The sequence below is a fragment of the Streptomyces sp. NPDC031479 genome (assembly GCF_055581065.1).
Genome location: NZ_JBVIKC010000022.1, coordinates 13,884 through 40,000, shown reverse-complemented (window position 1 = coordinate 40,000; position 26,117 = coordinate 13,884). Strand labels below are relative to the sequence as shown.

Below are 26,117 nucleotides of genomic sequence, written 5' to 3'. Positions count from 1 at the left end.
GCGTCGTAGGCGGCCCGCAGACCGGCGGTGTCGAAGAGTTCGGGCGCGGGCAGGCCGCCGGCGAAGGAGATCACCCCGGGGCGTTCGGTGAGCGCGAGGATCTCCCGTACGGGCGAGCCGCCCACGGAGGCGGCGCGGGCGGCGAAGGGCGGGAGCGGGGCGGCGGCCGGAGAGGGGGAGTCGAGGGGCATGGGGGGCTCCTTCGGGTGGCGGATGCCGCGCAGCCTAGCGGCAGAAGGTGTAGACAGCACCTACTGTCCACCGGCTGAACCGTGCCCGACCCCTCCACAGTTGACGGATCATCAGCTAGAACCGGTGCCATGACGACCAGAGACGATCGGGAACGGCCGGAGCGGGGGCCGGAGCCCGAGGACACCCGGGCCGGGGACTACGCGGAACTGGCGGCCGTGGGCCCGTACGGGGTCCGCCCCGGCCACGCCCTCATCACCATGGTGGAACCCCACCCGGGCCACGAGTACGCGTACAACCGCTGGTACGAGGACGACCACTACTACGCCGGCGCCATGGCCATGCCCTGGATGTACGCCGGCCGCCGCTGGGTCGCCACCCGCGACCTCCAGGAACTGCGCTACCCGGAGAAGTCGGCGGTCGCCCAGCCCGTCACCGCCGGCTGCTACCTCTCCACGTACTGGGTGACAGAGGGCCGCTACGACGAGCACATGAAGTGGACCGTCGGCATCAACAAGCGCCTCAACCGGGACGGCCGGGTACACCAGGACCGCACCCACGTCTTCACGGCCTTCCAGGACCACGAGGCGACCGTCTACCGCGACGAGGACACCGGACCCCGCGACTTCCACGCCCTCGACCACCCGTACACCGGGCTCGTGCTCCAGGTCGTCGACGCCGAGGACCCCGGCCGGCGGGCGGAGCTGCTGGAACGTTTGCGCTCCCGGGACCTGCCGCGACGGCTGAGCGGCTCGCAGGCGGCGATGGTGACCGTCTTCCGGCCGACGCCGCTGCCCGGCGACCGGATGACCTACGTGAAGCAGGTCGAAGGGGTCGACACCCGGCTCACCCTGCTGTGGTTCCTCGAAGCCGACCCGCGCACCTGCTGGGACCGCTTCCGGGGGCTGGACGCGGAGGTCGCCGAATCGGGGCTGGGACGGGTGGAACTGGTCGCGCCGTTCATCCCGACGGTGCCGGGAACCGACCGCTACGTGGACCTGCTCCGCTGAGGTCCCGGGCATGACCGAGCCCCCTCGGCCAGGACGGCGGGCCGGTCGAGGGGGCTTTGGGCGGTGTCGCCGGACCGGCCGTGGGATCCGGCGCCGGCCCCGGTATCGGACCCGGTATCGGACCTGGCATCGGACAGGGCGCTCGGGTGTTCAGGCGAGGCGCCCTTACCGGCCCGCGACGACGTCGGTGACGAAGGAGGTCCAGGAGGCCGGCGCGAAGGTGAGGGACGGGCCGTCCTGCACCTTGGAGTCGCGGACCGCGATCGCTTCCACGGCCGGGGACTTGACCTCGACGCAGGCGCCGTTTCCGCCGGAGTAGGAGGACTTGGTCCAGTTTTCCGTGGCGCCCTGACGAATTGCCATGTTTCTCTCCGGTTCAGCGAGTAGTGCCGGTTGCGTGCCGGCCAATTCCCTGACCGACGTGATCGACGCTACCGGCACCTCCCGAGGCCTGAAGGAGGCATTCACTCGACCGGGTGGCATACTCCGGTCAGGCCTTTTCCGGCCGGGGGCCGACGGTGTACGGTACCGGGCCCCCTCCGCCGCATCGGGCCATCAGGGCATCGGGTCACCGGGTCACTTTCCCGTCTTGCCCGCGTAGTGGTCGATGATCTCGCCGATGAACTGCCTGGTCTGGTCCACATTGAGGGCCTGGGCGCGCAGGTGCTCGTACATCACGCTGTATTTCTGAACGTCGTTGGCCTTCTCCAGGTACAAATCGCTCGTGACGCCCTCGATGTAGACGACCGTCGAGTCGGAGGCGTCCGGAAATTCCAGAATGGCGTACTGCCCGTTCACGCCGGGGTGCGCGCCCATCGAGAACGGCATCACCTGCACCGTGATGTACGGCTGCTGCGACTGCTCTATCAGGTACTCCAGCTGCCGGATCATCAACTGTGGATCGCCCACGTGCCGGCGCAGCGCCGCCTCGTCGATGACCGCCCACAGGCGCAGCGGACCGACGTCGGGATTGTTGTTGTCCGTCTCCGAGAGCCGCTTCTGGCGGTGCATGCGGACCTGGACGCGCTTGTCCACGTCGGCGGGCGCGGTCTCCGGCAGCGCCCCGCGGATGAGGGCCTGGGCGTACTCCGGGGTCTGGAGCAGGCCGGGGACCATCTGGGGTTCGTAGGTGCGCAGGCTGGCCGCGTCGGTCTCCAGCCCGATGTAGACGCTGTACGGGATGTCCCCGAAGGCGTGCCACCAGCCCTGCTGGCGGGAGTCCTTGGCCATCTGCATGAGCGAGTCCACGAGCCGGGGGTCCTCGACCTCGTACACCTCGCACAGGTCGCGGACGTCACGCTGGCTGATGGACCGGCGGCCGTTCTCCAACCGGCTGATCTTCGACTGGGAGACGAGGAGGCGTTCGGCGACCTGTTCGGCCGTCATGCCCTTGTCCTCGCGAAGCTTGCGCAATTCCATGCCCAGTCGGCGGCGTCGGACGGTGGGATTGACATTGGACGCCACGGATACGGCACCTCCGCCTTCTTCTGTCGCTGTCTCTCTGCGTGTCTGCTGTTCAGCAGACTGCCACCGAAGGGTGCGACGGCGCTGGGGAACGGCTGGGAAAAGCAGACACGCGGGGTGGCGGGACCGGCTCACCGGTCACGCCACCCCGCGTGCGGGCGGCTTCCGCGCCGGTCCTTGGGGGACCTCCGGTCGCGGCGATCTGTGCCCCGTTCGGCGGATCAAGGGGTGTCACGGGGCCTGTGCGTGCTGCCTGTACGGGTGGTGCGGGTCCGTCCCTAGTGCGCTGCCGCTCGTGCCATCGCACCCGTCCGGCGCGGCTGCAGCGGCACACCGCTGCTCGCCGTGGCCCGGGCGGCGGGCGGCTGGGCCGGAGCCCGGTCGCGGCGCGGCTGGGCGGCCACACCGTTCTGGACGTCCATCACGGCGTGCGCAACGAGACCGCCCATCGGGTCGTGCCGGATCAGGTCCCGCAGCCGGGACCGTGACGACCGCCCCTCGTTGCCGGGGTACAGGTGCTTGCCGAGTCCGACCGCGTGGGCCAGTGCGGCGAGCGCCGCGGTCCGCGGGTCCGGCGGTACACCGGTGCGGATCGCACTGTCGAGCCGGGCACGGATCTCCCGGCTGATCGCCGTGTCGGTCGCCTGGTAGCGAGTCGTCGGCAACACCCCGCACATCTGTCCCGCGACGGCATGCACCATGCCGCAGCGCTCCAGGTGGGCGAGGTAAATCTGGCGGAGCCCCAGCCGGGGTCCGCCGATCCAGTGGACGGCCCGGACCGGGCTGCCGCGCCTGCGCAGCAGTTCCAGTGCGGAGTCCAAAGTCGGATCTCCTGTCGGCCGTGGCATCACCACGGCGATACGATCCCCGTCAGGGGCTATCCGTCCTGCCAGAGCCAGCTCCACTAGCTGTGCCCCGGCCAGGCCGAGGTCGAGCGACTGCGGCTGCGCCGTGGTTCCCGTGGCCGGGTCCAAGGCGAGCAGCAGAAGCTCCTCTGGAATTGTTCTGCGGCTCCTGCCCATCCATGCCTCCCCGCGTGGATGAGTGACAGGGTGACGCCTCTCACATTCATCTGTCGAGAGCGCCTGGCCGCTTTGCGGGGGAACCTGCAGCTATGTCGTTCTCGTCTAGCACAGGGGCGATGCCCCCTAGACGGGACACTGTTAGACGGTTCGGACAGCGACCGGACGGCGATCGAGGAGGAACGGTGGCGGGCGAGTCCCCCGACAAGTCGGTAGATGAAGGAACGTCGGGAACGGCGAAGTCCTCCTCCGCGGAACAGGACCCGAGGCTTTCGGTCTTCCAGCCGCCGCCGCGGCGCGACGCGCTGAAGGAGGCCGTGGCCGCATGGGTCGCGACCGCCGAGCCGACGGGACCGGCGGACCGGACGGCGGACGCGGACACGGACGGTGACGCGGATACGGACGGTGACGCGGATACGGACACGGACGGCGACGCCGACGGCGGCGAGGGTGCGGACTCGGACTCGGACTCGGATTCGGACTCGGACTCGGGCGCCGGGACCGGCGCGGCCAAGGCGGCCGCCGTTCCGGAGCCGTCCCCGGGTCGGGCGGACCCCGCGAAGCCGGCCACGCCCGGCGTGGTCCGCCAGGGCTCGGCGCCCTCGGACACCTCCGACGGCGCGAAGAAGCCGGCCGCGGACGTGCGGACCACCGCCTTCGGCGCCGTCGTGTCCGATTCCGGTTCGGCGCAGGACAAGGAACCCGCCGACGGGCCCGAGAAGGGCGACGGCGAGCGCACGGCCGTCTTCCGTACCGTGAAGGCGGATTCCACTTCGACCGAGGACAAGAAGCCCGCGCAGGACCCGCGCGGCGGGGAGCCGAAGAAGCCCGCCGACCGGCCCGGGACGGGCGACGGGGAGCGCACGGCGGTCTTCCGTACGGTGAAGCCGGGTTCTTCCTCCGCGGAGGAAGAGAAGCCGGCGCGCGATCCGCGCGGTGCGGAGCCGAAGAAGCCGGCCGCGGACGTGCGGACCACCGCCTTCGGGGCCGTCGTGTCCGATTCCGGTTCGGCGCAGGACAAGGAGCCCGCCGCTGACCCCGGGAAGGGTGACGGGGAGCGCACGGCGGTCTTCCGTACGGTGAAGCCGGGTTCCGCTCCGGCGGAGGACAAGAAGCCCGCGCAGGACCCGCGCGGGGCCGGGAAGGCCGACGGGCCGGCCGACGACAAGAGCGAGCGCACGGCCGTCTTCCGGGCCGTGAAGCCGGGGTCCGCTCCGGCCGACGAGCCGAAGAAGCCGGCCGCGGACGTGCGTACCACCGCCTTCGGCGTCGTCGTGCCCGGTTCCGGTTCTGGCTCCGGTTCTGGCTCCGTGGAGGACAGGAAGCCCGCGCAGGACCCGCGCGGGGCCAAGCCGGCCGACGCGGCGGACAAGACCGACGCGACGGACAAGGCGGCCCCCGCGACCCCCGCGGACAAGGCCGGGAAGCCCGCCGCTGCCGACAGCGAGCGCACCGCCGTCTTCCGTACGGTGAAGCCGGGCTCCGGCGCCGGCTCCGGCGCTGGTGCCGTGGAGGACAAGAAGCCCGCGCAGGACCCGCGCGGGGCCAAGCCGGCCGATGCCGGGAAGGCCGCCGGATCGGGCGAGGCGGCCGACGGCGACAGTGAGCGCACGGCCGTCTTCCGGGCCGTCAAGCCGGGCTCCGCCCCGGCCGGGGAGAAGAAGCCGGCGGACGCCGGGAAGGGCGGGGCGCGGCCCAGCACCTTCGTGCCGCTGCGCGGGGACGACCGGCCGGCCCCACCGAAGCCCGCGACGCCGAAGCCCGCGACGCCCGCTCCCGCGACGCCGAAGCCCGCGCCCGCCGCCCCCAAGCCGTTCACGACGCCCCCGGCCCCGCCGGCGGCGGCCGGCCGGCTGGACTCCAGCGAGCGCACCACCCAGCAGCCGCTGCCCCCGAGGCCGCCGCTCGACATGCTGGCGGACCTCACCAACAACCCGCCCCCGCCGCCGAGCCCCATGCGCACCGCGGTCCGGCGGTTCAAGATCTACGCGCCGATCGTGCTGCTCCTGGCCGTCGTGCTCGCCGTCGTGCAGATGGTGCGCCCGCTGCCCGCGCCGAAGCTGGCGATGACCGCGAAGGCCTCGTACACCTTCCCGGGCGGGAAGCCCGATCTGCCCTGGCCCACCGAGGGGCAGGCCTCCATGGCCGCCGCCGGCCTCGGCACCATCGGTTCGTCCGGTGAGCAGAAGCCGGTGCCGATCGCCAGTGTCACCAAGTCGATGACGGCGTACATCATCCTGCGCGACCACCCCTTCAAGAAGGGTGAGAAGGGCGCGATGATCGACGTCGACAAGACCGCGGAGACCGAGGGCCAGAAGGACAAGTCGGACAACGAGTCCACCCTCAACACGGTCAAGGAGGGCGACAAGATCACGGAGTACGACGCGATCGCCGCCCTCATGATCCCGTCGGCCAACAACATCGCGCGGCTGCTCGCGCGCTGGGACTCCGGTTCCCAGGAGGCGTTCGTCAAGAAGATGAACGACACCGCCAAGGAACTCGGCATGACGAACACCACCTACACCGACCCCTCGGGCCTGGACGCGACCACGGTCAGCACCGCCGAGGACCAGGTGAAGCTGGGACTGAAGATCGTCGAGATCCCGGCGCTGGTGGACATCACCCGCATGCCCAGCTGGACCGACCCGACCGGCAAGCCGTGGCCCAACTGGAACCGTCTGGTCCCGTTCAACGACTCCCTCGGCATCAAGACCGGTACGACGACCAAGGCGGGCGGAAACCTCCTCTTCGCCGCGCAGAAGAAGGTCGGCGACACCAACCAGCTGATCGTCGGCGCCGTCCTCGGCCAGCACAAGCCGCCGATCATCGACAGCGTCATCGGCGCGAGCCGGACGCTGCTGATCGCCACCCAGAAGGCCATCGAGGGCGCGCCCGTCGTGAAGAAGGGCGATGTCGTCGGGTACGTGGACGACGGCCTCGGCGGCCGGACGCCGGTCGTGGCCACCGCCGACGTCCAGGCGGTCGGCTGGCCCGCGCTGACCGTGAACCTCAAGCTCGGCGACGGCGGCACCAGGATCCCGGAGACGGCCAAGGCCGGAACCCAGGTCGGGGTGCTGACCGTCGGCGAGGGGGCCAGCCAGGTGAAGGTGCCCGTGGCGCTCCAGCGGGAGCTGGTCGCGCCGGGTGCCGGCAGCAAGCTGACCCGTATCGGCTGATCCGATCGCAGGTGCGTCGCCGCGGCGCCCCGGGCAACCCCCGGGGCGCCGCGGCGCGTCTAGGGTGCCGGGGCGGGACTCACGTGTCGTGTCGGGGAGAGAGCGTCGGTTGTGACCACCGCTGAGCAGCATGAACAGCATGAGCAGGGACAGGAGCCGCCCGGGGCGTCCCCCGGGCGGGGCGGCACAGGTGCCGGGCTGCTCGCACGGGCACACCGGAATCCGGTGGCCGTGGCCGTCGCCGTGGCCGCCGTCCTGCACGTGGTGTGGTTCTTCAGCTTCGCCAACAGCGGCGGGGACCTCGCGGCACAGGACGCGTGGGCGGAGTTCGTCGGCCGGCACCCCGACACCGCGTACAACCTCGCCTGGTACGGGGGCATGCACCCGGTCTCGTACAGCGTCGTGTCCCCGTACGTCATGTACATGATCGGCGTCCGGACCACGATGATGATCGCCGGCACCTGTTCGGCGGGGCTCCTCGCGCTGATCCTGACCCGTTGCCGCGGCGCCGTCCGCCGCCCCCTGTGGCCGGCCCTGGCCGGGGTCTACGGGCTGCTCTGCAACGCCCTGTCGGGCCGGGTCACCTTCGGGCTCGGGGTGCTGTTCGCGCTCGGGGCCGTCGCCGCCGTCTTCTGCTGGCCCCGCAAATGGGCCCGGCGGCGCTGGGCCAAAGCCGCCGTCGCCGCGCCGCTCGCCGGGCTGGCGACCGCGGCGAGCCCGGTCGCGGGGCTGTTCCTCGGGGTGATCGCCGCCGCGCTCTTCCTGAGCGGGCGGCGGCCGGGCGCGTACGCGCTGGGGCTGGCCCCGGTGGCCGTCGTGGGGCTGTCGGCCTGGCTGTTCCCCTTCTCCGGTACGCAGCCGATGATGCTGGGCTCGGCCTGGCTGCCGTTCCTCTTCGGGCTGTCCCTGGTCTTCCTGGTGCCCGAGGGGTGGAAGACGGTCCGGATCGCCTCGGCCGTCTACGCCTTCGGGGTGTTCCTGACCTGGGCGATCGACTCCCAGGTCGGCTCGAACGTGACCCGGCTGGTCATGCTATTCGGCGGGGCGGTGCTGCTCGCCGCCCTCCCGTACACCGCCCCGCGCTCGCGGCGCCGGTACGCGGTGCTGGCGGCCTTCGTGGGGCTGACCGCCTGGATCACCACCAACAGCGTCACCGACATCGTCCGCACCACCCCGGTGGCCGCCTGGAACCGGGAGCTGGCCCCGCTGATCGACCGGCTCGGCAAGGCGGGCGCCGACCGGGGCCGGGTCGAGGTGGTCCCCGCCAGCAGCCACCGCGAATCCTCGGCCTTCCCCGCGTACGTCAACCTCGCGCGCGGCTGGAACCGGCAGGCGGACCTGGAACGCAACCCGCTCTTCTACGACGGCACCCTCACCGCCGACGGCTACCGGGAATGGCTGCGGCGCTGGGCCGTGCACTACGTGGTGCTGCCCGCCGACAAACCCGACTCGGGCGGGGAGGCCGAGGCGAAGCTCGTGCGCGCGGGACTCCCGTACCTGCGCGAGGTGTGGGGCGACGAGAACTGGCGGCTGTTCCAGGTGTCCGGCCCCACCGAACTGGTGTCGGGACCGGCCGACGTGGTGCGGGCGGGCGCCGATCAGCTGGTCATCGACGTCAAGGCCCCCGGCCGGGTCCTCGTGCGGATCCCGCACTCGCCCTGGCTGGGCCTGGTTGACGCGGCGGGCAAGGCGGTGGAGCCCCCGCAGGAGACCCCCGCGTCCAAGGCCCGGGGCACCGCCGCCGGGACGGGCGCGCCGCCCAAGGAGTACGCCAACACGTCCGGGTGCCTCTTCAAGGCGGCCCCCGACGCCGCCGGGGACACCTGGACGGAGCTGCTGGCGCCGGCGCCGGGGGAGTACCGGGTAGCGGCGAAGTACCAGCTCCCGCGGGGTACGCCCTGCCCGGAGGAGCTGGTCCGGGCCACCGTGGGCACCCCGAAGCGGCCGGCCGCGCCACGGCCTTGATCCAGCATTCTTTACGCATGGTCCAGGTGCATTGGTCCGTATATCTGCATACGATCCCAGTAGTCCGATTGGGTGCTTCCCGAGGGAGTTGACGACGGGATGAGCAAAGAGCAGAAGCAGGACGTCCAGGCGGCGATCGCGAAGGCGTCGGAACGCGTCCAGCTGCCGCACACACAGGGTGGTCACGGCTTCGAGGGTCCGGTCCGGACCAAGGTCAAGGGCGGGGTCCACACCAAGGCGTCCCTGAAGCGGGCCGGCACTCCCCAGGGCGACCGGATCGGCGAACGCAGCAGAGGCCTCAGCTGACCGGCGCGGCCTGACGCGCCCCCTGCCCCGGTCATGACGCACTTCGCCCTCCCGGCCCGGCCGGGAGGGCTTCCGTCCCTCCCCGGCCGGGGACACCGGCCGTCCGCCTAGTCCAGGCCCTCCGCTCCGTCCTCTCCGTCCTCTCCGTCCTCCTCGTGCAGGTCCTCGGTCCGCCGCCGCAGGTTCTCGATGTCGGCGCTGAGGCTGACCAGGATCCGGTTCAGCTCTTCGAGGCCGGGCAACGGGATCACCGGGGTGTGGGCGCCCACCTCGGGCTCCAGCAGTTTGAGCCGCTCCAGCGCGTCGTGGGCGGCCGAGAGGCTCGTGCGCAGGACGTTGCGGTCGTCGGCCGCCCGCTGGCTCGCGGGCCGGCCGTCCACGCCCGCGGGCGCCAGGAAGACGGCCGCGGCGCCCGTCCCGCCGGCGCCGTCCGCCGGGCCCTCCGGGGCCGCGGTGGTGGCGTCGACGGGCCCGTCGGCGGGTGCGCCCGGCGAGCCGGTGCCCGCCCCGGCCGCTGCCGCCGCCGCCGGCTCCGCCCGCTTCTCGTCGGACGCGGCGACCACGTCCCACTGGTACAGCTGCTCCGGGACCCCGTTCTCGTCCCGGGCGATCCTGTCCGGCTGTGCCAGGTCCACCCTGAAGTGGACGTACGTGCGGCCCGTGGTCCCGGCGTCCGGATCCTTGCGGATCAGCTGGCGCAGGGTGACGGCGTTCTCGGGCAGGGCGTCGCCCCGGAAGGCGTTCGCCGCCAGCGCGAGGGTCCACAGGCCCAGCTCGTTGTCCTGCCGGGACAGGTCCTGGACCACCTGGTTCACGTCCGAACGGAAGGGGACCCCGCCCTTCTCCTTCGGGGCGCCCAGCGCCGAACCGACATTGCGCGTCAGCAGCTTGTCCGCGATCAGGGCGATGCCTCCGGCGACGGCCAGGGTGCAGCGCGCGTTCAGGTCCCCCCGCGAGGCCGGACCGACCAGCGAGGTGAAGTCGCCGGTGGGGACGGGGTCCCAGTCCAGCATCACGTCGTCGGTGAGGACACCGCCGTTGTTCCACGCGTTCCGGGCCTGCTTGGTCACGGCCCGCTTGTGACTGCGCCACGGCAGGTCGACCAGCGGCCCCAGGAGTTCCGCGAACCCCTTCGGCCCCATCCGCCGACCGCCCTTGATGGTCTTGGCCTGGTCCTTCAGCTGCTCGAACAGCCCGGCCCGGGTGAGCGCGTGGACCAGGTAGACGCTGCGCCACAGCGGGGTGCCGGGAATGGTGCGGTCGCGGAACGCGGTGGGCAGCTCGTCGGGCGAGGTCCGGCCGACGGCGAGCCCGTACACGGCCTGGAGGTCCTCGGCCGGGACCGGCGAATCACCCAGCTGGATGACCCGCTTGAGGGCGCGGGTGATGACCTCGATGTGCTGGGCCGCGTCGTCCCACTGCTTGAAGTCGACGTGGACGCTCGCCAGGATCGAGCGGATCGCGTCGTCGAAGAGGTCCTCCGGGGCCAGCGGGTGGCCGGGGTGGTGCTGGGCTCCCACCGCGATCTGCGCGGGCACCACGAACGTCTGGGCGATCTGCGCGGCCCGCAGTCCGGGCTCCAGCAGGCCCATCTCGTGCGCGAACTCCTTGCGGATGCCCTCGCGCCACTGCTCCCGGTGCTCGGCCAGCCGCTCGTCGAGCTCGGGCGCGGCCCCGCCGGCGTCCGGGCGGACGCCGCCGAAGAGCGATCCGACCGCGTGCGCCGCCGTCTTGGCGGCGTCGGCGTCCGGGCCGGCGAGTACGTTCCAGGCGCTGGCCAGCCGGGTGATGCCGTCGCGGACGACCAGGCCGTGGAAGGACGGGGTGCCGTCCTCGAAGGTGATCTCGACCGGGTGCGTGATCAGGCTCCTGGTCACCTTCCGGGCCAGGATGGAGGTGGCGTAACTGTTGATCGACAGGGTGCCGTGCAGGGTCTGCCAGACGTGGTCCTTCAGGTGGCCGAAGTCCTTGTACCGGTAGCGCACGACGGCGCACGGCTGCCCGGCCCGCGTCAGCCCCTCCACCTGCGGGTCGGGTACCTCGTTGACCTCCATGCCGGTCCGGGGCTGGATGCCCGGCAGCAGTTCGCTCAGGTGCACCCGGGTCACCACCGAACGCAGTGTGGCGCCCTCGATGTTCTCCTCCAGGAGCAGCCCGCCCGGATCCCCCGTGGACGGGCGCAGCTGCAGGGCGATGCCCTCGGGCATGGTGGTCGCCCGCGCTATGGCCCGCCAAGCCCCGTCGGGCAGCAGGGTCTGCGGGTTGGCGGCACCGGCGGCGATGACCTCCCCCCGCGCGGAAGGCTCGCCGGGGGCCGGGAGGTCGCGATCGATGCTGGAGACGATGACCGGCTCGGAGCCCCAGGTGACGGTGAGGGACTGGGGGGTGTTCGCGGGCATGGGCAGGTGACCTCCGAATTTAGTTGATGCCTAAAGATTCAAGCTCTGAACTCTGGAATCCGCTCGACCCGGCGTGCCGCGCCGGTCGGATCACAGCAGCCCGTCCCGCGCGAGGGCGTACTTCTCGAACAGCTCGGGCAGTGGATTCCGGCCGCTCCGGTCGAGGGACGCGTAGGCGGAGGCGATCAGCACCACCTGTGCCAGCGGATGGCTCGCGGCCATGACCCACACGGACGCGTTCTCGGACGTGGGGAGCCGCCGGGGAAAGGTGATCAGCCCGAGGCTTTCGAGCTCCCGGGTGATCTGATGACTCAGATCGGCACTGAGCCGGTTGCGATCCGGGGCCGCGCACTGCTTGATGAGCCGCATCGAGATTTCCTTGATGCCGCCGTCGAGCGCGACTCCACCGACAATCGCATCGATGTTGAGCTCCATGGCCGAGAACACTAAAAGCGGAACGCCCCACCGGCCCAGTGCCGTTCCGGTCACCTTGCCGCCCGCGGTGGCTTGAATTCCGTCGAACAAAAAGACGGGGCGTTATAGCGCCCGGCTAAAACCGAAGAATTAATTCTGTTAATTGCGGCGGGCGGGAAGAAGGGCCGGGGCGGCCGGGACGGCGGGCGCGCGGGGGAACGGGACCGGGACGCCTGGAGGGTCGTTTCCGTCCTGCTCCATGCCGGACTGGACTTCCGGCAGGCCTGCTGCGGCTGCGGACCCGGCTACCGGCCCCGGAGCCTGCGCGAGGTGCGCGAGCGGCTCACGTACGCACGACGCACCGGGACCCCGGTCGCACGCGCCCTCGCCACCCCCTAGGCGAAAGGGCGGAAGGCGCCGCCTCGCCGTGCGGGTTGCCAGGGCGTGTCGTGCCGTCAGCCGGCGCGGTCGGCCGGCGCAGCAAAGCAAACGGCCCGGAGCGTGATCGCTCCGGGCCGTTGTCCCTTGTGCCCCCGGCAGGATTCGAACCTGCGACACCCGCTTTAGGAGAGCGGTGCTCTATCCCCTGAGCTACGAAGGCCGGCTAAGGCCAGATCGCGGGCCGCCACGAGGGCAACCCAGGGACAGGGTAGCGGATCAGGGCGGCGCTCCGCGGCCCGGTTTCGAGGAGGCCCCGCGGCGCGACACCCGCCCCCGCCCGGACCCGTCCACCGGCCCCGGCGCGGCCCGCCGGTCGTGGCTCCGTCGGTGCGCGACGGTCCTGCGCCGCTCCCGGAGTGGCGCAGGACCGGGAGCGGCGGTCGGGGCGGGTCAGTAGTCGACGCGGTCGGACTTGGCCAGCCATGCGTTGAAGGGCGCCGTCCGGTTCGGCAGCTCCAGCTGCTCGACCGGCGTCGGCCACAGCGACGCGGGCTTCTTCTCGAACAGCTCGTAGAACTTGAGGTCGTCGAAGCCGGCCACCGCCGCGTCGTGCCGGTCGGCGCAGTAGAGGATCCGGTCGACCCGTGCCCAGAGCGCCGAGGTGAGGCACATCGGACAGGGCTCGCACGAGGTGATCAGGACGCAGCCTTCGAGGGAGAAGGTGTCCAGCTCCTTGCAGGCGGCGCGCATCGCGCTCACCTCGGCGTGCGCGGTCGGGTCCAGGTTGGCGGTGACCTGGTTGTTCCCGACGGCGACGATCTCGCTGCCCCTGGCGACCAGCGCGCCGAAGGGGCCGCCGCCGTTCGCCACGCTGTTGGTGGCCAGCTTGATGGCCTCGTCCATCCAGGCGCGCTGGAGTTCCTGGATTCTGATCTCTTCGGTGTGCGCGGTCATGATCGCTCCTTTTGGAGAAGGGTGGGGGATTTTCCGGATGCTCTGCCTGTGCGGAGCACCGCATCCGGGACGACAAGGGGCCCGCGGAGGCCGTCTTGAGGTCGGTGCCGTCGGCGGTGCCGGTGGGTGCTCGGGGCGGGAGCGTCCGGCGGGGGCGGGTCGAACGCGGGGGAGGGGCCGGCGTCGGAGCCCATCTCCCGGTGGCCTTCGGCCGGGACGTGCGTACGGCGGTCAGGTCGGGCGGCGTCCGTGACGCGCGGCCCGGGTGGGGGCGTCTGCGGCGCGGGTGGCCTCCGGCGTCCCGCGGGGTCCGACGGGGTTGGTGCGGGGCCGGCACCTCTTCCGGTCGGGTCCGTCCGACGGGGGATGCGGGCGGCGGATCGCCTGGTTCCCAGGGGATCCGGCCCGTGCGTGGGCCGGCGGATTCCGGACGTCGGGTTGCACGTTGACGGTGACACCCGGACCGGGGCAGGCGGTCCCGGTGTGCGGGCCGGATATCGACTCAGTCAAGGCTTTCCCTTCGTTCCGTGAGATGTCGGGAAGAGCGAGTTCCCGACCGGAAATCCGGCATCACACGAACACCTCTCGCATGTGGCCGCCGTGCGGACACGACAGACACGACCCCCCGCTGCATTGCGACTTGTGAGGAGTACACAGCCAACCGGCCGGAATCAGCTAGGGGGCGAAGACATGAAAACTCCGCAGGCTGAGAGCAGCTCTTCGTAGACTTCTACGAGAGTTGGTCCGCGCGTCATGTCACCGCTGGTTATTAGTCCAGCGGCCGGGTCGGCGGTGCGGATTCGGCGGCCCCGAGGGACGCGGCACCGGGCGGCGGAGGCGGAGCGGAACGCCGGCCGGCCCTCAGGATATGGCGCGATCACGTCGGTGGGTGCGTTCCGGCCGCCGTCCGCGGCGGGGCGTTCCTGGCGCAGGTGGTCTCCGATGTGCCAGGGGACAGGTGGAGGTCCCACCCGCCGACGCAGTTGATGGAGAGGGTCATCTGGCGGGCGACGCCGGCCCGGACGACGCCTCCGCAGGCGGCGCAGCCCAACGGGCGGGTCTCGCCGTTGGCGAGGAGGAGGGTGGGCGGGACCGTCTCGTGGGTACCGGCGCCGGAGGGGGATGAAGCTCCGATGGAGACCCGCGGGTTCGGTGGGTTCGTCCAGCCGGATCCGCTCGGTTTCGGCGTGGACGTCGTTGTGGTCTGCTCCGGCCCACGGGGGATGCGGGCATCGGTTCGGTCAGGGGGCCGCATGCGATGCCGAGGTGCTGCAGCGCGGAACAGATGACCGTTCCGTCGGGCGCGTCGCGCCGGTCGGGAATGCGGTCGTCGAGTTCCGCGGTCACGGTGATGCCGGGGCCGGGCCGGGCGATCTCGATGTTCCGGGCGGACAACGTCCGGGACGAGGTTCTTTCCTTCGTGCCGGGTGACGTCGGGAGCTTTTCCATCGGCCCGGCTCGCCCACGGGCCCGGTCCTGTCGGTACGCGGATCCGCGGGGCGGCGGGAATGCCGGAACTCGCCCCGAAATCGCCGTGGCTGTTCCGCCGGAACGGCGAAACGGGCGGTGGGCCGGGAAATGGCGTCCACGGGTTTCGTGCGATCGCGGACCTCCGCCCCGACGGTGCCCGGACCGGCATCGAGGACCGTCGTACGGCCCCGGTACGGGCCCGCGTCAGAAGCGCAGGGCCGCCGCGACCGGGAGGTGGTCGCTCGGCGTGCGCGGGAGGGTCCATGCCGAGACCGGGGTCAGGTCCCGGACGAGGATCTGGTCGATCCGGGCCACCGGCAGCGCCGCCGGCCAGCTGAAACCGAAGCCCGCCCCCGCCGCCTGGGCGGGGGTGAAACGGTTCGTCACGCCCGCCAGGGCGTCGTCCTCCGTGGTGCCGTTGAGGTCCCCCATGAGGACGGCCCGTCCCCCCGGACCGGCCCGCAGCACGGCCGCCAGGCGGCGGGCCGCCGCGTCCCTCCGCCCGGTGGCGAAACCGCCCGCGCCCAGCCGGACCGAGGGCAGGTGGGCGACGTAGACGGTGACGGGCCCGCGCGGGGTGTCGGCCGTGGCGCGCAGCACCAGCCGCCACGGCACCACCGGCGTCGCGTCCACGTCGCGCAACGGGAAGGTGCTCTAGAGCCCGACCGTGCCCTCGACGGCGTGGTACGGGTGGCTCGGCGCCAGCGCCCGTTCGTACGCGCCCGTCGCGGGCGGCGTCAGCTCCTGCAGCGCGATCAGCTGCGCCCCGGACGCGGCGACGGCCCGCGCGGTGCCCGCCGGGTCGGGGTTGGCGTCGTCCACGTTGTGGGTGGCCACCGTGAGGTCGGCCGGGCCGTCGCCGCTCCGGTCACCGGCCAGGGTGCGCCCGTGGAGCAGGCCCCACACGAGCGCGGGCAGCAGGACGGCGCCGAGCGCGAGTCGGGAACGCCGCAGCAGGGCGGCCGCCAGCAGCGGCAGCACCAGCAGCCCGGTCCACGGCAGGAAGGTCTGTACGAGACTCCGGGCGTGCCCGGCCGCGGCCCCGCCCGGGAGTCGTCGGTGCAGCAGCATCAGGAGGGCGGCGAGGACCGCGAGGGCCGCGGTGATCCCCCCGCGACGGAGGCCGGAGGGAGGACGAGGGGTCCCGGAGCGCGTGGTCACGTACGCGAGGACGCCCGTGCGCGCCGCCGGGTTCTCGCGCGACGGCGCCCGGTCACACCCCCATCGGGGCGTGCAGTTCCACGGTGATCTCCACCTCCACGGGGGCGTCCAGCGGCAGCACCGCCACCCCGACCGCGCTGCGCGCGTGGATGCCCGCGTCGCCGAAGGCCGTACCGAGGAGCTCGCTCGCGCCGTTGACCACGCCCGGCTGCCCGGTGAAGCCGGGGGAGCTGGCCACGAAGCCGACCACCTTCACCACCCGCTTCACGGCGGACAGGTCCCCGGCCACCGACGCGACGGCGGCCAGCGCGTTCAGCGCGCACCGCTGCGCCAGCTCCTTGGCCAGGTCGGCGCCCACCTCGGCCCCGACCTTGCCGGTCACCGGCAGGGCGCCGTCCACCATGGGCAGTTGGCCGGAGGTGTGGACGTAGTGCCCGCTGACGACCGCCGGCACGTACACGGCGACGGGCGCGGGGGCCGGGGGGAGCTCCAGCCCGGCCGCGGCCAGGCGTTCTTCGGGGGTGGTGCGGGTGGCGGTCACGACGGGCTCCTCCGGGGGGAAGCGGATCAGTGCTTCGACCATGCCCGCATCCCGCGCCGAAAGCCGGTGAAAGCACTCCTCCATCAGGGTGGGATCGGGCGGCCCGCCGCCGGTCGGGGTGGCCGTCCGGGTGAGCCGGATCCACCGCCGGCCCCATCCGCCCGCCCGATCCGCCGCCCGCCCGGATCCGCCCGCCCCCTCACGGCCGCGTCACGCGCACCTGGTAGCTGCCGTCGCGCAGCTCGCCCACCACCGAGACGCTGACCCCCGCCTTCTCGTCGGTGAAGGTCTCGCCCGGCCGGTACGGGGCGTCCGACAGTTCCGCGTGCACGTTGGGCCGCCGCGTACAGCCGCCGCTCCCGCTCACGCTGTCCGCGACCGTCACCGGGCCGCGCCCGGTGTCCACCTCGGAGTCCACCTTGTAGATGAGCACGCCGGGCTTGCAGACGGCCTCGTCGTTCCCGGCCCGGGTACGGACCTCCACGGCGTATCCGGCGCTCTCCGACAGCGGGACGAAGGCCAGCTTGGTCCCGCCCTCGACGGCCAGCGGCGACAGGACGTGGTCGCTGACCCCCGATGCGGAGGCGCAGCTGACCTGCGAGCCGTCGAGCCAGCCCAGCTTCCACTTGTGCCAGCCGAGGAGGTCGTTGTTGGCTCCCCAGTCCTCGCTCATGATGTCCCAGTGGCCGACCGTGCCGCCCCCGTCCGGGGTGTAGAGGTCGGGCAGCCCGAAGACGTGCCCGTTCTCGTGCGGGAGCACCCGGTAGCCGGTCTCCCGGTAGGTGCCGGAGCCGTCGTCCTGCCGGCTGTAGACGAAGGACGTGTTCGCGAGCGGCACCCCGTCGGCCATCGGGGCCTCTCCGTTGCCGGAGAAGGTGACCGACAGGACGGTGTCCAGGGCGGACGGTCCCGCGTTCGGGGTGACCAGTACGTTGATCAGGTCGTACCGGCTGAAGTCCACCTCGGAGTCGGCGGCCCTCGCGATGTCTTCGACGAGCCGCCGATAGCCGGGCTCGTAGGCGGAGCCCCGTTCGATCCCGTACGCCGCGAAGGGCATCGGCATCCGCAGCCAGTTCCGTATCGGGGCCTCGGCCCGGTAGGTGAGCCGCCCGTAGGAGCTGGTGCGGAACCAGTCGGAGGTCTGGGGGAAGAACTCCGCCAGCCGGTCCAGTGCCGAGCCCTCGCCCTTGGCGTCCGGGAAGTCGATCATCAGGTTCAGTGCGCGGACCTCGCCGGTGGACCGGGAGTACCCGGGGGGCGTCGGCAGGCCCTCCGACATCTGGACGCCCATGGTCCCGGCGATCCGGCAGGGCGCCAGGACGGACTCCGCGCTGGCCGCGACCGGGCCGGAGGCCGAGTGGCTGCGGCCGGATATGCCGGTGCTGGCGGTGGCGGTGACGCCCAGGGCCAGTGCCGTCAGGCCGATGTAGGCGCCGGTGCGGCAGGGTCTGCGTATCCGGTGGCGGGTCTGCGGCATGGAGATCGCCTTCGGGTCCGCGGCAGCCGGCCGGGTCCGGACTGCGCTCTGTGCGCTCACCCTCCGTCGGCCGCGGCGCACCCGCCCGTCGGAAGCGCCCAAACGAGACGAAACAGCCCAAATCTATATGTGGTCGGGGTCACACTCAAGAGTGAAATAACCGGGGACGCAATCCCCGTTTGCATGGGAGTCCCGCTAAGCGGGGAGCGGCTCCCCGTTTGGTGGTGCCGATTGGTCCGTACGAGTCCCAGCCCCAGGGAGGCCCCGGATGAAGAGCTCCAGCCGTACGCCGGCGACCGCCCCCGAGGCGTCCGCGGACCTCGGCGCCCCCGCCGCCTGCTCCGCCGCGACCCCCGGCCGGGTCCCGAAGCCGCGCGCCGACGCGGTGCGCAACCGGGAGCGGATCCTGGCGGCGGCCCGCGAGATGCTGGTGGAGACCGGCGCGGAGGCCCCGCTCGACGAGATCGCCCGCCGCGCGGGCGTGGGCAACGCCACCCTCTACCGGCACTTCCCCGACCGGGCCGCCCTCGTCCACCACGTGGTGCTCTACGTGATGGACCGGGTCACGGCCCAGGCCGAGGACTCCCTGGCCGAGGAGCCGGACGCCTTCGCCGCGCTCTGCCGCTTCACGCACGCCGCGGCCGACGAGCGGATCGGCGCCCTGTGCCCCATGCTCTCCGCCGACTTCGACCGCGACCACCCCGAACTCCTGGCCGCCCGCGACGCGTTGGAGACGGCCGTGGAAACCCTGGTCGCCACCGGCCGGCGTGAGGGGCTGCTGCGCACCGACATCGGCGTGGGTGACCTGATGGTGGCCCTGTCCCAGCTCAGCCGCCCCCTGCCGGGGACGGACTGCATGGGCGCGGACCGCTTCGTCCACCGCCACCTCCAGCTCTTCCTCGACGGGCTGAGGGCTCCGGCCCGCTCCCAACTGCCGGGCGCCGCAACCACGTTGCAAGACCTGAGGCGTAAAACCATGTGACGCGACCAACCGGCATCACCTAGCTTCGACACCGCATTTCGGTTCTTAGTAGTTCCTTTCAGTCATTCCGCACAGTGAAGTGGGTACCCCCATGTCCAAAACAGCCGCGGCCCCCGCGCCGGCCGGCGCCGATCCCAGTCGCTGGAAGGCCCTGGTCTTCATCGCGCTGGCGCAGCTGATGGTCGTCCTCGACGCGACCATCGTGAACATCGCGCTCCCCTCCGCCCAGACCGACCTCGGCATCTCGGACGGCAACCGCCAGTGGGTCATCACCGCGTACGCGCTGGCCTTCGGCGGACTGCTGCTCTTCGGCGGCCGCATCGCCGACAAGTGGGGCCGCAAGAACGCCTTCATCACCGGTCTCGCCGGCTTCGCCCTGGCCTCCGCGCTGGGCGGCGCGGCGACCGGTGAGGCGATGATGCTCGGTGCCCGCGCCCTGCAGGGCGCCTTCGGCGCGCTGCTCGCCCCGGCCGCGCTCTCCCTCCTGGCCGTCACCTTCACCGACGCCAAGGAGCGCGCCAAGGCCTTCGGCATCTACGGAGCGATCGCGGGCGGCGGCGGCGCCGTCGGCCTGATCCTCGGCGGATTCCTCACCGAGTACCTCAACTGGCGCTGGACCTTCTTCGTCAACATCCCCTTCGCGATCGTCGCGGCGGCCGGTGCCTGGATGGTCATCCGCGAGCCGGCCGGCTCCCGCAACAGCGCCCGCCTCGACGTCCCGGGCGTGATCCTCTCGACCCTGGGCCTGGTCTCGCTCGTGTACGGGTTCACCCGCGCCGAGTCCGCGGGCTGGTCGGACGGGATCACCGTGTCCCTGTTCATCGCCTCCGCCGCGCTGCTCCTGGCCTTCGTGGCCGTCGAGTCCAAGGTGAAGTCCCCGCTGCTGCCGCTGCGCGTGCTGCTGGAGCGCAACCGCGGCGGCGTCTACCTCTCGCTGGGTCTCGCCGTCATCGCGATGTTCGGCCTGTTCCTCTTCCTCACCTACTACCTCCAGGTCGTGAAGGGCTTCTCGCCCGTCAAGACCGGCTTCGCCTTCCTGCCGATGATCGCGGGCATGATCACGGGGTCCACCCAGATCGGCGCCCGCCTGATGACCCGCGTCGCGCCGCGGCTGCTGATGGGACCGGGCTTCCTGCTCGCCGCCACCGGCATGCTGCTGCTGACCCAGCTGGAGGTCGGCTCCTCGTACCCGGCGCTGATCCTGCCGGCTCAGCTGCTGCTGGGCCTGGGCATGGGCACCGCCCTCATGCCGGCCATGTCCCTGGCCACGTACGGGGTGGACCCGGCCGACGCCGGCGTCGCCTCGGCCATGGTCAACACCTCCCAGCAGGTCGGCGGCGCGATCGGCACCGCCCTGCTGAACACCATCGCCGCCTCGGCGACCACCGCGTACCTGACCGACCACGCGGCCCAGGCCGCGGCGGGCGGCGCGGCCGGGAAGCTGGTCCAGGCCCAGGCCATGGTGGAGGGCTACTCCGCCGCGATCTGGTGGGCCGTCGGCATCCTGGCGATCAGCGCGACCATCGCGTTCACCCTGATCAACACGGGCCGTCCCGGCTCCGGCGGCCCGGTGGCCACCGGCGCGGGCGCCGGCTCCGAGGACGCCGGGCTCAAGGTTCCGGTGATCGCCCACTGACGGGGGCGCCCGCGGTACGGGAATGACTGATCACCCCGCTTCGTTCAAATTTGAACGAAGCGGGGTTAGTCTTTGTGGGGCGGTACCGCACCGCCCGCCGCGGCCCCGCGCCGACGACCGAGGAGCGCCCCGATGACCACCGCCACCCCCCGCATGCCGGCGCTGTACCTCAGTCACGGGGCCCCGCCGCTCGCCGACGACCCGCTCTGGCCGTCCGAGCTCGCCGCCTGGTCCGCGGACCTGCCCCGGCCGCGCGCGATCCTGATGGTCTCCGCCCACTGGGAGGAGGCCCCGCTCGCCCTCGGCGCCGTCGAACCGGTGCCGCTCGTCCACGACTTCTGGGGCTTCCCCGAGCACTACTACCGCGTCCGCTACGGGGCCCCCGGCGCCCCGGAGCTGGCCGCCTCGGTCCGCAAGCTGCTCCGGGCCCCCGGCACTCCCGTCCAGGACATCCCGGACCGCGGCCTGGACCACGGCGCGTACGTCCCGCTCGTGGAGATGTACCCCGACGCCGACGTACCGGTGCTCCAGATATCCCTGCCCACCCTGGATCCGGCCCGGCTCATGGACATCGGCCGCAAGCTCGCACCGCTGCGCGACGAGGGCGTACTGATCGTCGGCAGCGGCTTCTTCACCCACAACCTGGCCGCCCTGCGGCACACCGGCCCCGGCGTGCCCGGCTGGTCGGCGGAGTTCGACGCGTGGGGCCGCGAGGCCCTGGACGCCCGCGACGTGGACGCCCTGCTCGACTTCGAGGCCAAGTCCCCGGCGGGCCGCCTCGCCCACCCCCGCACGGAACACTTCGCCCCGCTCTTCGTCACCCTCGGCGCCGCCGAAGCCGACCTCGACGCCCAGCGGACCCCGGTGGACGGCTTCTGGATGGGCCTCTCGAAGCGCTCCCTCCAGTTCGGCTAGACCCCCCGGCGGGGCCCGGTGATCTCCTCGCCGATGGTGAACCCCTTGGCGGGGCCCTCCGGGACGGTGGCGCCGGATCCGTAGGCGGTCCTGACCTCGTCGGCGTGGATGGCCGCCTCGGGGTCGGGCGCGCTGAGCACGGTGACGGTGCCGCCGTCGTCGTGGTCGTCGATCAGGACGTGGACGGGGATCCCCGCGCGCGCGTAGGCGCGACGGTCGCGGGTGATGCCGTCACTGCCGGGGGAGACGACCTCGACGATCAGGCGGACGGCCGAGGCGTCGATCCCGAGCCCGTCCTCGGTGACGTGCTCCTCGGCGTCCTCCAGGGTGATGATCGACCCTCCGACGCCAAGGAGCGCGTGCCCCATGCCGGTGGGATATGCCGACACCTCACCCGGACGGGTGGGATGGGCACGGGGCGAGCCCGGAGCAAGGATGTCGAAAATGTTCTGGTTGTCGCGTATCCGGGTATTCGATCGTCAGTCCAGGCAACCGGGAGCCGGTACGGCCCGTCTTCAGGGGCGGAAGTGCGGCCGGGAGCGGCACCGGGACCGAGTGGAAAGCGCCGTACGGATGTGACGGCGGTCTCACCGGCGCGGTGGCCGGGCCGGTCGGCGAGGGCGTGCGCAGCGGCCTTCACCCCCTGCCTGACCTGCACCTCCGCGAGTTCCCGCAACATCTCTGTCAGCTCCGTGTAAAGAGCGGCGGGGCAGGATACTGCAAGATCTCGGAAAACAGGGACCGGCTGGGGAATTCTGTCCCGATTCCAGTCGTTGTTTCCTTCGGAAGCGGGCACTCGGGAGAGTGTCCGAGGACGCACCGCGACCGACTCACCGCATCGCAAGGGAGCACGCATGGCAACCCGCGCCGTCGCCCGTCGTCAGTCCACGAGCAGCGCCCGCGCTGTGGGCGGGGAGATCGCCGATCGCGACCTGGTCGGCATGTACCTCGACGAGATCGCGCGCACCCCGCTGCTCGACGCCGCCAGGGAAGTGGAGCTCTCGCAGATCATCGAGGCGGGCGTGTACGCCCGGCAGATCCTCGACGAGGCGACGGAGCGCGAGGGGGACGCCCCCGCGCGCGAGGAGCTGGAGGCCCTGGCCGCCGAAGGCGAGCGCGCCAAGGAAGTCTTCATCCGTTCCAACCTCCGCCTGGTCGTGGCCGTCGCCCGCCGCTATCCGCGCAGCGGACTGCCCCTCCTCGACCTCATCCAGGAGGGCAACGCCGGCCTGGTGCGCGCCGTCGAGAAGTTCGACTACGCCAAGGGCTTCAAGTTCTCCACGTACGCCACGTGGTGGATCCGCCAGGCCATCACCCGCTCCATCGCCGACCAGTCCCGCACCATCCGCCTCCCCGTCCACCTGGTCGAGGAACTCGGCCGGATCCGCCGGGTGCAGCGCGAGTTCAACCGCGAGAACGGCCGCGAGCCGGAGCACGCCGAGATCGCCGCCGAACTCGACTCCACCGAGAAGCGCGTCGGCGACGTCCTCGACTGGGCGCGTGACCCGGTCAGCCTCAACATGTCGGTGGACGACGACGGTGACACCCAGTTCGGCGACCTGCTGGAGGACACCTCGGCGATCTCGCCCGAGCAGTCCGTGCTCTCGCTGCTGCGCAGCGAGGAGCTGGAGGACCTCCTCGGCAAGCTGGACCAGCGCACGGCGTCCATCATCAAGATGCGGTACGGCATCGAGGACGGCCGCGAGCGGACCCTGACGGAGGTCGGCAAGCAGCACGGCCTCACCCGCGAGAGGATCCGGCAGATCGAGAAGCACGCGCTGCTCGAACTCAAGCGCATGGCCCGCGACACCGGCTTCGACGCCGTGGCCTGACCGGCCCGCGTCGAGCCCCCCGGACGAGCCCCGGCACCTAACCCCCCCCCAGGTGCCGGGGCTCCCTCATTCCCGCCCCGCGCCGTCCCCGTCCGGGCCGCCCGCCCTCGCCTCTGCCTCCACCCCCGCTCCTGCCCCCGCCCCCGCCGCCAGCCGGCCGGCCAGCGTCCGCGCGCTGCGCGCCAGGGACTCCGGCCCGCGCACCGTGAACGGCACCCCCGTCAGCGCCAGCCGCGCCGCCACCCACTCCGGGGCGTCCCCGCTCTCGAAGCGCACGAGGGAGCCCTCCCCCTCCGCCACGGCCCTCTCGCGCAGCCACCCCGGCAGTTCCTGCGGCGGCGCGGCGAAGGACACCTCGACCGGGTACGTCTCCCCGCCCCGCAGCCCGCGCCGCACGAACGCGGCCGCGTCCATGGGCAGCTCCCGCGGGGCGAACCGGGCCCCCGTCGCGAACGGTTCGCTCACCCGGTCCACGCGGAAGGTCCGCCAGTCCTCCCGCTCCAGGTCGTAGGCCACCAGGTACCAGCGGCTGCCCGTGCTCACCAGCCGGTACGGCTCCACCAGCCGCCGCGAATCGGCCCCGTCCCGCGCCCGGTAGGCGAACCGCAGCCGCTCCGGGCCGGCCACCGCCCCCGCCATCGTCGTCAGCGTGCGCGGGTCCACGCTCGGGCCGTCGCCCCGCGTCAGCGCGACCGTCGCCGACTGCAGGGCGCCCACCCGGTGCCGCAGCCGGGACGGAAGGACCTGCTCCAGCTTCGCCAGAGCCCGTACGGAGGCCTCCTCCACCCCCTCGATCGCATGCCCGGCGCCCGCCCGCAGTCCCACCGCGATCGCCACCGCCTCCTCGTCGTCGAGCAGCAGCGGCGGCATCGCGGCGCCCGCCACCAGCCGGTACCCGCCCTCCGCGCCCCGCGAGGCCTCCACCGGGTACCCGAGGTCGCGCAGCCGCTCGATGTCCCGCCGGATCGTCCGCGCGCTCACCTCCAGCCGGACCGCCAGCTCACTGCCCGGCCATTCGCGGGGGGTCTGGAGCAGGGACAGCAGGGTGAGCAGCCGAGCAGGGGTGTCGTTCATGGATCCAGATTGCCAGCGAATGCGGACACCATCTGACCTACATCCCGTCTAGGTTTCTCTCCATGAGCACCGAGACGTCCAAGACATCGCCCGAAAGAACGAACGGGCCCGTACGAGAAGAGCGGAACACCGCCCCGGCAGAAGCAACAGGCTCACCCGCCGACCCGCGCCGCTGGCTGGCGCTCGCCATCGTGATGACCGCGGCCTTCATGGACCTGGTCGACGTCACGATCGTCAACATCGCGATACCGAGCATGCGCCAGGACTTCGGCGCCTCCACCAGCGCGATCCAGTGGATCACCGCCGGGTACGCCCTCGCCTTCGCGGCGGGCCTGATCACGGGCGGCCGTCTCGGCGACATCTACGGGCGCAAGCGCCTCTTCCTCCTCGGGGTCGCCGGCTTCACGGCCGCCTCGCTGCTCTGCGGCATCGCCGCCGACCCCTCCATGCTCGTCGCCTCCCGCATCCTCCAGGGAGCGATGGCGGCCATGATGGTCCCGCAGGTCCTGGCGATCATCCACGTCACCTTCCCGCCGCACGAGCGGGGCAAGGCCTTCGGCATGTTCGGCGCGATCATCGGCCTCGGTGCCGTCTCGGGCCCGATGCTCGGCGCACTGCTCACCGAGTGGAACATCTTCGGCCTCGAATGGCGCCCGATCTTCCTGATCAACCTGCCCGTCGGCATCGCCGCCATCCTCATGGGCCGCAGGTTCATCACCGAGTCCAAGGCCCCCAAGGCCCTGCGCCTCGACCTGGTCGGCGTCGTGCTCGCCACCCTCGCGCTGGTCATGCTGATCTTCCCGCTCACCCACGGCCGGGAGAACGACTGGCCGCTGTGGGGCTTCGTCTGCATGGGCCTGGCGCCCGTCGTCTTCGCCGCCTTCGTCCTCTACGAGAAGTACAAGATCCGCAAGGACGGCTCCCCGCTCGTCGAGCTGTCCCTCTTCAAGGTCAAGAGCTTCGCCGGCGGTATCGCCGTCCAGCTGACCTTCGGCATCGCGACCGGCATCTTCTTCCTCGTCTGGACGCTCTACATGCAGATGGGCCTCGGCTGGAGCGCCCTGCGCGCGGGCACCACCGGCATCCCCTTCTCGATCGCCGTCTCGGTGGCCGCGGGCATCTCCGTCCAGAAGCTCGTCCCGCGCTTCGGCCGCAAGGTGCTCCAGGCGGGGGCGCTGCTCATGGCCGCCGGTCTGCTCCTCTACATCTGGGAGTCCGACCACTACGGCATGGGCATCGCGTCCTGGCAGATGGCGGCCCCGCTGATCGTCATGGGCCTGGGCATGGGCCTGATCGTGGCGCCGCTGACCGACACCGTGCTCTCCCAGGTGCCGCGCGAGCACGCCGGATCGGCCTCCGGCCTGATCAACACCACCGGCCAGATGGGCAACGCCCTGGGCCTCGGCCTGACCTCCGTCGTCTTCTTCGGTGTGCTCGACGACGACATGATCTACGGTCCGCCCTACGTCGAGGCCTTCCGCAGCGCCCTGTGGTGGGTCGTGGCGGTCCTCGTCCTGATCTTCGCGGTGATGTTCCTGCTGCCGCGCAAGCAGGTCTCGATGGCCGACCAGCAGCGCGAGTACGAGAGCGGGGGCGGCGGCGAGGACGCGGTCGCCCCGGCCCCGGCCCCGGCCCCGGCCCCGGCCCCGGCCGCCTAGGCCCCGGCCCGCGCACGGACATGCCCGCCCTTGTGAGCGGGCATGTCCGTTTAGATTGGTTTTATCCCCCGTGTGTGGGTACCGTCGGAGG

The 26,117-nt window shown here is 72.1% G+C and carries 20 protein-coding genes, 1 tRNA gene and 2 pseudogenes (1 of these 23 only partly in view); 10 read left to right on the top strand and 13 right to left on the bottom strand.

What is annotated here, in order from left to right; translation table 11 throughout:
* Positions 1-191: the 5' portion of an aminotransferase-like domain-containing protein gene (locus tag ACZ5D2_RS23640; RefSeq protein ID WP_468931731.1), read on the bottom strand. Its footprint begins 1,018 nt before the window's first position; 191 of the gene's 1,209 nt are visible here — the first part of the coding sequence; the start codon lies at positions 189-191; its stop codon lies off the left edge, out of view.
* 129 nt (positions 192-320) lie between these two features.
* Between ACZ5D2_RS23640 and ACZ5D2_RS23635 the strand changes: the two genes are divergently transcribed.
* The gene (locus ACZ5D2_RS23635; protein WP_468931728.1) at positions 321-1,199 is read left to right on the top strand and encodes a hypothetical protein; all 879 of its coding nucleotides are present in this window, start codon (positions 321-323) and stop codon (positions 1,197-1,199) included.
* A 165-nt stretch (positions 1,200-1,364) separates the two neighbouring features.
* On the opposite strand, the gene ACZ5D2_RS23630 is transcribed toward ACZ5D2_RS23635, so the two are convergent.
* From ACZ5D2_RS23630 to ACZ5D2_RS23620, 3 genes are all read right to left on the bottom strand, one after another.
* Positions 1,365-1,562, bottom strand: a complete 198-nt coding sequence (locus tag ACZ5D2_RS23630) for a DUF397 domain-containing protein (RefSeq protein ID WP_266839666.1) — start codon at positions 1,560-1,562, stop codon at positions 1,365-1,367.
* Between the two features lie 213 nt (positions 1,563-1,775).
* Entirely contained in the window at positions 1,776-2,663 is an 888-nt protein-coding gene (locus ACZ5D2_RS23625; RefSeq protein ID WP_356213792.1) for a helix-turn-helix domain-containing protein, read from the bottom strand.
* 278 nt (positions 2,664-2,941) lie between these two features.
* A complete protein-coding gene (locus tag ACZ5D2_RS23620) occupies positions 2,942-3,685 on the bottom strand; it encodes a GOLPH3/VPS74 family protein (protein ID WP_030232012.1) in 744 nt (247 codons plus the stop codon).
* A 185-nt stretch (positions 3,686-3,870) separates the two neighbouring features.
* On the opposite strand from ACZ5D2_RS23620, the gene ACZ5D2_RS23615 reads away from it, so the two are divergent.
* The 3 genes from ACZ5D2_RS23615 (at position 3,871) to ACZ5D2_RS23605 (ending at position 9,132) form a co-directional block, all read left to right on the top strand.
* Positions 3,871-6,861 carry a D-alanyl-D-alanine carboxypeptidase family protein gene (locus ACZ5D2_RS23615; RefSeq protein ID WP_468931723.1) on the top strand — a complete coding sequence of 997 codons (2,991 nt, stop codon included), beginning with the start codon at positions 3,871-3,873 and terminating at the stop codon, positions 6,859-6,861.
* A 111-nt stretch (positions 6,862-6,972) separates the two neighbouring features.
* Positions 6,973-8,826, top strand: a complete 1,854-nt coding sequence (locus ACZ5D2_RS23610) for an MFS transporter (protein ID WP_468931721.1) — start codon at positions 6,973-6,975, stop codon at positions 8,824-8,826.
* 99 nt (positions 8,827-8,925) lie between these two features.
* Entirely contained in the window at positions 8,926-9,132 is a 207-nt protein-coding gene (locus ACZ5D2_RS23605) for a hypothetical protein (protein ID WP_371678111.1), read from the top strand.
* A gap of 107 nt (positions 9,133-9,239) precedes the next feature.
* Here ACZ5D2_RS23605 and ACZ5D2_RS23600 read toward each other — a convergent pair whose 3' ends face one another.
* Positions 9,240-11,531, bottom strand: a complete 2,292-nt coding sequence (locus tag ACZ5D2_RS23600) for a hypothetical protein (protein WP_468931717.1) — start codon at positions 11,529-11,531, stop codon at positions 9,240-9,242.
* Between the two features lie 90 nt (positions 11,532-11,621).
* On the bottom strand, positions 11,622-11,966 hold the full coding sequence (locus ACZ5D2_RS23595) for a hypothetical protein (protein WP_371678113.1): 345 nt from the start codon (positions 11,964-11,966) through the stop codon (positions 11,622-11,624).
* Positions 11,967-12,164: 198 nt separating this feature from the next.
* On the opposite strand from ACZ5D2_RS23595, the pseudogene ACZ5D2_RS23590 reads away from it, so the two are divergent.
* Positions 12,165-12,344 (top strand): annotated as a pseudogene (locus ACZ5D2_RS23590) (deoxyxylulose-5-phosphate synthase); the annotation flags it as partial.
* A 129-nt stretch (positions 12,345-12,473) separates the two neighbouring features.
* Here ACZ5D2_RS23590 and ACZ5D2_RS23585 read toward each other — a convergent pair.
* The 5 genes and pseudogenes from ACZ5D2_RS23585 to ACZ5D2_RS23565 all read right to left on the bottom strand — a co-directional run bounded on the left by ACZ5D2_RS23585 (position 12,474) and on the right by ACZ5D2_RS23565 (position 17,929).
* A tRNA-Arg gene (locus ACZ5D2_RS23585) sits at positions 12,474-12,546 on the bottom strand.
* A 230-nt stretch (positions 12,547-12,776) separates the two neighbouring features.
* A complete protein-coding gene (locus ACZ5D2_RS23580; protein WP_371678116.1) occupies positions 12,777-13,280 on the bottom strand; it encodes a nucleoside deaminase in 504 nt (167 codons plus the stop codon).
* A gap of 1,674 nt (positions 13,281-14,954) precedes the next feature.
* A pseudogene (locus tag ACZ5D2_RS23575) lies at positions 14,955-15,821 on the bottom strand (endonuclease/exonuclease/phosphatase family protein).
* Positions 15,822-15,963: 142 nt separating this feature from the next.
* Positions 15,964-16,494 carry a RidA family protein gene (locus tag ACZ5D2_RS23570; RefSeq protein ID WP_371678117.1) on the bottom strand — a complete coding sequence of 177 codons (531 nt, stop codon included), beginning with the start codon at positions 16,492-16,494 and terminating at the stop codon, positions 15,964-15,966.
* A gap of 157 nt (positions 16,495-16,651) precedes the next feature.
* Positions 16,652-17,929: a M6 family metalloprotease domain-containing protein gene (locus tag ACZ5D2_RS23565; protein WP_371678118.1), complete on the bottom strand. Its 1,278-nt coding sequence runs from the start codon at positions 17,927-17,929 to the stop codon at positions 16,652-16,654.
* Positions 17,930-18,197: 268 nt separating this feature from the next.
* Here ACZ5D2_RS23565 and ACZ5D2_RS23560 point away from each other — a divergent pair, with 268 nt between their 5' ends.
* The 3 genes from ACZ5D2_RS23560 to ACZ5D2_RS23550 all read left to right on the top strand — a co-directional run bounded on the left by ACZ5D2_RS23560 (position 18,198) and on the right by ACZ5D2_RS23550 (position 21,462).
* Entirely contained in the window at positions 18,198-18,911 is a 714-nt protein-coding gene (locus ACZ5D2_RS23560; protein ID WP_371678119.1) for a TetR/AcrR family transcriptional regulator, read from the top strand.
* Between the two features lie 91 nt (positions 18,912-19,002).
* Complete coding sequence (locus tag ACZ5D2_RS23555; RefSeq protein WP_468931712.1) at positions 19,003-20,547, top strand: MFS transporter; 1,545 nt, start codon at positions 19,003-19,005, stop codon at positions 20,545-20,547.
* Between the two features lie 132 nt (positions 20,548-20,679).
* Positions 20,680-21,462 carry a dioxygenase family protein gene (locus ACZ5D2_RS23550; RefSeq protein ID WP_371678121.1) on the top strand — a complete coding sequence of 261 codons (783 nt, stop codon included), beginning with the start codon at positions 20,680-20,682 and terminating at the stop codon, positions 21,460-21,462.
* On the opposite strand, the gene ACZ5D2_RS23545 is transcribed toward ACZ5D2_RS23550, so the two are convergent.
* A complete protein-coding gene (locus ACZ5D2_RS23545) occupies positions 21,459-21,830 on the bottom strand; it encodes a hypothetical protein (protein WP_468931709.1) in 372 nt (123 codons plus the stop codon). The genes ACZ5D2_RS23550 and ACZ5D2_RS23545 overlap by 4 nt on opposite strands.
* A 486-nt stretch (positions 21,831-22,316) precedes the next feature.
* Between ACZ5D2_RS23545 and ACZ5D2_RS23540 the strand changes: the two genes are divergently transcribed.
* Entirely contained in the window at positions 22,317-23,294 is a 978-nt protein-coding gene (locus ACZ5D2_RS23540; protein ID WP_371678124.1) for a sigma-70 family RNA polymerase sigma factor, read from the top strand.
* 66 nt (positions 23,295-23,360) lie between these two features.
* On the opposite strand, the gene ACZ5D2_RS23535 is transcribed toward ACZ5D2_RS23540, so the two are convergent.
* Complete coding sequence (locus ACZ5D2_RS23535) at positions 23,361-24,368, bottom strand: helix-turn-helix transcriptional regulator (RefSeq protein ID WP_468931706.1); 1,008 nt, start codon at positions 24,366-24,368, stop codon at positions 23,361-23,363.
* A 62-nt stretch (positions 24,369-24,430) separates the two neighbouring features.
* Between ACZ5D2_RS23535 and ACZ5D2_RS23530 the strand changes: the two genes are divergently transcribed.
* On the top strand, positions 24,431-26,026 hold the full coding sequence (locus ACZ5D2_RS23530; RefSeq protein ID WP_468931703.1) for an MFS transporter: 1,596 nt from the start codon (positions 24,431-24,433) through the stop codon (positions 26,024-26,026).
* Positions 26,027-26,117: the final 91 nt, after the last annotated feature.